Origin of the sequence: Acidovorax radicis (assembly GCF_020510705.1) — a bacterium.
Lineage (GTDB): Bacteria > Pseudomonadota > Gammaproteobacteria > Burkholderiales > Burkholderiaceae_C > Acidovorax > Acidovorax radicis_A.
In genome coordinates this window covers 4,596,202-4,602,500 of sequence record NZ_CP075184.1, presented here as the reverse complement: position 1 = coordinate 4,602,500, position 6,299 = coordinate 4,596,202, and the positions used below count along the sequence as shown (strand labels likewise).

The 6,299-nt window shown below is 56.1% G+C and carries 4 protein-coding genes and 2 rRNA genes (1 of these 6 running past the window's edge); 2 read left to right on the top strand and 4 right to left on the bottom strand.

What is annotated here, in order from left to right:
• Together KI609_RS21090 and rrf are read left to right on the top strand one after the other, a co-directional pair.
• A 23S ribosomal RNA gene (locus KI609_RS21090) occupies positions 1–2,652 on the top strand; it begins 227 nt to the left of the window's first position.
• Between the two features lie 145 nt (positions 2,653–2,797).
• Positions 2,798–2,910: ribosomal RNA gene (gene rrf, locus KI609_RS21085) — 5S ribosomal RNA — on the top strand.
• A 243-nt stretch (positions 2,911–3,153) separates the two neighbouring features.
• Here the strand turns inward: rrf and KI609_RS21080 are convergent.
• The 4 genes from KI609_RS21080 to KI609_RS21065 form a co-directional block, all read right to left on the bottom strand.
• A complete protein-coding gene (locus KI609_RS21080; RefSeq protein WP_226445481.1) occupies positions 3,154–3,918 on the bottom strand; it encodes a class II glutamine amidotransferase in 765 nt (254 codons plus the stop codon).
• Positions 3,919–4,118: 200 nt separating this feature from the next.
• On the bottom strand, positions 4,119–5,579 hold the full coding sequence (locus KI609_RS21075) for an MFS transporter (RefSeq protein WP_226445480.1): 1,461 nt from the start codon (positions 5,577–5,579) through the stop codon (positions 4,119–4,121).
• A 66-nt stretch (positions 5,580–5,645) separates the two neighbouring features.
• Positions 5,646–5,837 (bottom strand): 4-oxalocrotonate tautomerase, encoded by a 192-nt coding sequence (locus KI609_RS21070; protein WP_226445479.1) that lies wholly within the window; start codon positions 5,835–5,837, stop codon positions 5,646–5,648.
• Positions 5,838–5,876: 39 nt separating this feature from the next.
• Positions 5,877–6,146, bottom strand: coding sequence for a cysteine-rich CWC family protein (locus KI609_RS21065; RefSeq protein WP_226445478.1), 270 nt, complete (start codon positions 6,144–6,146; stop codon positions 5,877–5,879).
• Positions 6,147–6,299: the final 153 nt, after the last annotated feature.

Sequence of the window (6,299 nt, the reverse complement as noted above, 5' to 3'; positions counted from 1 at the left end):
GATTCCGAAAGTAGTGGCGAGCGAAATCGGAAGAGCCTTCTAGTGATAGCACGACTGTTAGCAAAACGGAATGGAAAGTCCGGCCATAGCAGGTGATAGCCCTGTATGCGAAAACAGACGTGTGGTACTAAGCTAGAGAAAAGTAGGGCGGGACACGAGAAATCCTGTCTGAATATGGGGGGACCATCCTCCAAGGCTAAATACTCGTAATCGACCGATAGTGAACCAGTACCGTGAGGGAAAGGCGAAAAGAACCCCGGGAGGGGAGTGAAATAGATCCTGAAACCGCATGCTTACAAAAAGTAGGAGCCCTTAGGGGTGACTGCGTACCTTTTGTATAATGGGTCAGCGACTTACATTCAGTGGCAAGGTTAACCGAATAGGGAAGCCGTAGAGAAATCGAGTCCGAATAGGGCGAATCAGTCGCTGGGTGTAGACCCGAAACCAAGTGATCTATCCATGGCCAGGATGAAGGTGCCGTAACAGGTACTGGAGGTCCGAACCCACTAGTGTTGCAAAACTAGGGGATGAGCTGTGGATAGGGGTGAAAGGCTAAACAAACTTGGAAATAGCTGGTTCTCTCCGAAAACTATTTAGGTAGTGCCTCAAGTATTACCTGCGGGGGTAGAGCACTGTTTAGGCTAGGGGGTCATGGCGACTTACCAAACCTATGCAAACTCCGAATACCGCAGAGTACAGCTTGGGAGACAGAGCACCGGGTGCTAACGTCCGGACTCAAGAGGGAAACAACCCAGACCGCCAGCTAAGGTCCCTAAAATTGGCTAAGTGGGAAACGAAGTGGGAAGGCTAAAACAGTCAGGATGTTGGCTTAGAAGCAGCCATCATTTAAAGAAAGCGTAATAGCTCACTGATCGAGTCGTCCTGCGCGGAAGATGTAACGGGGCTAAGCCAGTTACCGAAGCTGCGGATGTGCAATTTATTGCACGTGGTAGGAGAGCGTTCTGTAGGCCTGTGAAGGTGTCTGGTAACGGATGCTGGAGGTATCAGAAGTGCGAATGCTGACATGAGTAGCGTTAAAGGGGGTGAAAAGCCCCCTCGCCGTAAGCGCAAGGTTTTCTACGCAACGTTCATCGGCGTAGAGTGAGTCGGCCCCTAAGGCGAGGCAGAGATGCGTAGCTGATGGGAAACAGGTCAATATTCCTGTACCGATCAATAGTGCGATGTGGGGACGGAGAAGGTTAGCTCAGCCAACTGTTGGATATGTTGGTTCAAGCCTGTAGTCGTGCCTGGTAGGCAAATCCGCCGGGCTTAGATGAGGGGTGATAACGAGTCTGCTTGCAGACGAAGTGAGTGATACCCTGCTTCCAGGAAAAGCCACTAAGCTTCAGCTATTGACGACCGTACCGCAAACCGACACTGGTGCGCGAGATGAGTATTCTAAGGCGCTTGAGAGAACTCAGGAGAAGGAACTCGGCAAATTGATACCGTAACTTCGGGAGAAGGTATGCCCCAAGTAGGTGAACCTGTACAAGGCGAGCCCAACGGGGTTGCAAAAAATCGGTGGCTGCGACTGTTTAATAAAAACACAGCACTCTGCAAACACGAAAGTGGACGTATAGGGTGTGACGCCTGCCCGGTGCTGGAAGATTAAATGATGGGGTGCAAGCTCTTGATTGAAGTCCCAGTAAACGGCGGCCGTAACTATAACGGTCCTAAGGTAGCGAAATTCCTTGTCGGGTAAGTTCCGACCTGCACGAATGGCGTAACGATGGCCACACTGTCTCCTCCTGAGACTCAGCGAAGTTGAAATGTTTGTGATGATGCAATCTCCCCGCGGAAAGACGGAAAGACCCCATGAACCTTTACTGTAGCTTTGTATTGGACTTTGAACAGATCTGTGTAGGATAGGTGGGAGGCTTTGAAGCAGGGTCGCTAGATCTTGTGGAGCCAACGTTGAAATACCACCCTGGTGTGTTTGAGGTTCTAACCTAGGTCCATTATCTGGATCGGGGACAGTGCATGGTAGGCAGTTTGACTGGGGCGGTCTCCTCCCAAAGCGTAACGGAGGAGTTCGAAGGTACGCTAGTTACGGTCGGACATCGTGACGATAGTGCAATGGCATAAGCGTGCTTAACTGCGAGACTGACAAGTCGAGCAGATGCGAAAGCAGGACATAGTGATCCGGTGGTTCTGTATGGAAGGGCCATCGCTCAACGGATAAAAGGTACTCTGGGGATAACAGGCTGATACCGCCCAAGAGTTCATATCGACGGCGGTGTTTGGCACCTCGATGTCGGCTCATCTCATCCTGGGGCTGTAGCCGGTCCCAAGGGTATGGCTGTTCGCCATTTAAAGAGGTACGTGAGCTGGGTTTAAAACGTCGTGAGACAGTTTGGTCCCTATCTTCCGTGGGCGCTGCAGATTTGAGGAAGCCTGCTCCTAGTACGAGAGGACCGGAGTGGACACACCTCTGGTGTATCGGTTGTCACGCCAGTGGCATTGCCGAGTAGCTAAGTGTGGAAGAGATAACCGCTGAAAGCATCTAAGCGGGAAACTCGTTTCAAGATGAGATCTGCCGGGGCCTTGAGCCCCCTAAAGAGTCGTTCAAGACCAGGACGTTGATAGGTCAGGTGTGGAAGCGCAGTAATGCGTTAAGCTAACTGATACTAATTGCTCGTGCGGCTTGACCCTATAACTTTGATAGTCGTTCTCTCCAACAGGTGAGACGCTCAAAGATTGTTATGCCAAGTTGACGCAGTCAAAAGACATAAAAATCTGATTCCAAACTCTATGAATTCGTTGGCCTGCTCTCAGAGCAGTTCGACACCAAGTTATGCCTGATGACCATAGCAAGTTGGTACCACTCCTTCCCATCCCGAACAGGACAGTGAAACGACTTTGCGCCGATGATAGTGCGGGTTCCCGTGTGAAAGTAGGTCATCGTCAGGCTCTTATAGCCCCAATACCCCTCAGTCTCCAAAGGACTGGGGGGTTTTGCGTTTGGGGAACAGCATTTTAGGATCAGCACTTGACCCACACTGAGTAAGAGCGTGCTCATGCCAAGCTAATCGCTCAACCAGGCGCAGGTGACAGTGCCTCCCGGCTGACAGTAAATCTACAGGTACGCCAAACGCGACGGATCCTCTGCTGAAAACCTTCGTGCGTCAGCCCAGATGACGCCTCAAGGTGAATCTAAAGCACCTTGCGGCCTTGCGTAAAGACCAGCAGTTCCCCCGGGGCCAAGGCAGTCCATTTTTCATTCGTTGTGAGTGGGCTGGTGGCGACGATGGCGACCTCGTCGGTGGGATTCGTTTCTTTTGAAAAATCCAGTCGTAAGTCCTCATCGCTGAGTTGTGCGTGCCCAAATGGGTACCGTCGCTCGATGTAGTGCAGATGGGTCGAGGCGTGAGCCCACAAGGCCTGACCATTTGAAAGCAGAAAATTGAAGGTGCCCGCAGACGACAAACGCGCTGCGAGTTCCTTGAGCGTCAGGGTCAGCTCGGAGATGGACGGCACACAGGCATGGGATTTGGCCAGTTCCTGCATGAACCAGCAAAACGCGTGCTCGCTGTCGGTGTCCCCGACAGGGCGAAAGTGTCCGTGCAGCCGGGGGCGAAAATCCTTCAAATCCCCGTTGTGCGCAAAAACCCAATAGCGCCCCCACAATTCACGCACGAAGGGGTGGCAGTTTTGAAGATTGACGGAGCCTTGTGTCGCCTTGCGGATGTGCGCAATGACGTTCTGGCTTTTGATTGGGTAGCGTCGAATGAGCTCAGCCACCGGAGAGTCCGCAGCTGCCAGGTGGTCGACAAAGTGCCTGAGCCCCTTATCCTCAAAAAAGGCGATCCCCCAACCGTCACTGTGGCTGTCGGTTCTTCCGCCGCGTTGCGCAAAACCAGAAAAGCTGAAGACCACATCGGTGGGGACGTTGCAGTTCATACCGAGCAGTTGGCACATGACTTGGATTGCCTTTCAAAGGATTTGAATATTGCAGCGCTTGCCACCGTTGTGGCAAGCCCCCGTCCGTGATCTGTGAGCTGGCGGTCGATGACGCGGAAAGGGGGGCAACGTGTCGAGGGCGCAACAAACATGACACGCATGTGCCCTCAAAGGCCATTGCACCTTGATCAATACGGACTAGCTGGCTGGCTATAGCGTCAGGGGGCGGATTTGACCTCGCGCAGTTGCAAGGCCGCAACCAGAGCCAGGCAACACAGCAGCATCAGCATCAGAAAAGTTTCTCCAAATGCGGCAACGCGGGCGGGGTTGCTGGCCCCCGGGACGAGTGATACGCCGTGGGCCACCAGGCGCCACTCCAGCACGATGCCGCAGAGGCTCACGCCGGCAGCGCCGCCCAGCATGCGCAGGAAGCCGATGGTGCTGGAACCTTGGGAAATCAGGGATTTCTCGAGTGGGCGCATGGCGCCGAGATTCAGCGACGGGAGGATGAACCCCAGGCCGATTCGCCCCAAGATGGCGAAGGCAACCAGGATCCACAGCGAAGCCCCCAGGCTGACGAAAACCATCAGGCCAAATGACAAAGCCAACAGGGCCAAGCCGACGCTGACAAGCAAGTGGGCGGGTTGGCGGTCTGCGAGCCGGCCCACCAAGGCGATGGTGGCCGCGAGAACCAGCCCGGCGGGCAGCATGAGCGTGCCAACCATCGACGCGGACAACTCCAGGCCCAACTGCATGAAAACCGGCAACAGGTAGGTGGAGCCAAACAAAGCGGTGCCGTAGATAAACGCCACCACGCTTCCCATCGCGAACTGCTTGTATTGGAACAGGCGAAGGTCCATCAGCGGCTTGCGGTCCTGGTGGATCAGTCTGTATTGCCACGCAATAAAACATGCCACGGCAGCGACAGCCCCCAGCAAAAGTGCCTCAGCCTCGCCGGCCGAGCCCCCGTGCAGAGACACCAGACCGTTGAGCAGGCACAGCGTCCCCATGGTGCCCAGCACCAAGCCCCGCCAGTCAAGCGCATCGCCTTGCCGGTCTGCTTTCACACCACCCGGTGCCGTCACGGGAATGAACTTGTAGGCCAGCCAAAGCGACACAAGGCACAGCGGCACGACCATAAAAAAAATCGAGCGCCAGCCGAACCAGTCCACCAGCAGACCGCCAATGCTGGGCCCGATGGCTGGCGCAAGCACCACGCCCATGCCAAAGACCCCGCTGGCGCGGCCCTGTTCATGGGGTTTGAATGCGTGAAGGATGATGACCGCAGGAATGGGTTGCACCACGCCTGCCGCAAGCCCTTCGGCGACCCGAGCCGCCAGCACGAGCCCAAAATCCTGCGCCAGTCCGCCGCCCACGCCGCCAAGCAATAGCAGCAACATGGCACCTGCATAGGTGGCGCGGTATCCGTACCGCGCCAACAACCATGGCGTGGTGAGCATCGAAACGGTGGTGGCCACCATGAAACCCGAGCTGACCCACTGCGCGCGCTCCTGCCCCAGTGTGAAGTAGTGGCTCATGTCCGGAATCGCCACGTTCACGATGGTCGACGACATGATCGACGCCATGGTTCCCACCATGACCGACAACAGCACGAGCCAGCGGTAACGCTCGCCGTACCTCTCGCGCAACAAGGACAACGACCCCGAGGATGCTTTCATGGATGGCTCAACGCGGGCGCTTCAACTGAAAAACAGGAGGGAGAGGACGGCAGAGGAACGGCTTGATCAGGCAGTGCGGTCCAGCCACAGCTTGCCGCCGGTGGCCCAGTTCTCGCGCTTGATGTCGATGATCAGGATATCCACCGACTCGGGCGAACCTCCCAGGATCTCGACGCTCACGCGGGTGATCTCTTCCACGAGCTTCTTCTTTTGCTCGATGGTGCGGCCTTCCATCATTTCGATGTGGTACGTGGGCATATCCGGGTCCTTTGGAGGTTGGCGAAAAACAGGTCGCCATCATATCGACGCACCGGGCCCGCCAGCTGGGCCCACCGTTGGTTCTGATGGCCCGACCGGCGCCACAGGCGATGCCGCAGCGCACTCCGGGCACAGGCAGGCGAGGTTGCGTTGATCGGCGGGAATGGGGGCCAGCGCCTCGGGTGCTATGGGCGCGGTCATGCACCAGCAGCCCTGCGCGGCCCCCCCGGCTTCGACGGCGCACCGATTGCTGCGGCCGCAGAGCGGGCAGCGTGTCGGGTCAATCGTCAGCGAAGAGGTGAGGGACATGGTGGTAATGGATCGCTGCGACAAAACCGTTGTGGGGCAATCAACCACAGGCTGCGGTGAGCATGGTGATGCGGCCAGTGTAGGGCGCACCAACGTCTCTTGCATCTTTAAGCAAAATTGGCCTCTAGCGCTTGATGGTATTGCGCTGGCAGC

What these genes read in the sequence shown, in the direction of transcription:
- KI609_RS21075 (WP_226445480.1), bottom strand. Translation starts at nt 5,579, where the DNA reads ATGAAAGCATCCTCGGGGTCGTTGTCCTTGTTGCGCGAGAGGTACGGC.
- KI609_RS21070 (WP_226445479.1), bottom strand. Translation starts at nt 5,837, where the DNA reads ATGCCCACGTACCACATCGAAATGATGGAAGGCCGCACCATCGAGCAA.
- KI609_RS21065 (WP_226445478.1), bottom strand. Translation starts at nt 6,146, where the DNA reads ATGTCCCTCACCTCTTCGCTGACGATTGACCCGACACGCTGCCCGCTC.
- KI609_RS21080 (WP_226445481.1), bottom strand. Translation starts at nt 3,918, where the DNA reads ATGTGCCAACTGCTCGGTATGAACTGCAACGTCCCCACCGATGTGGTC.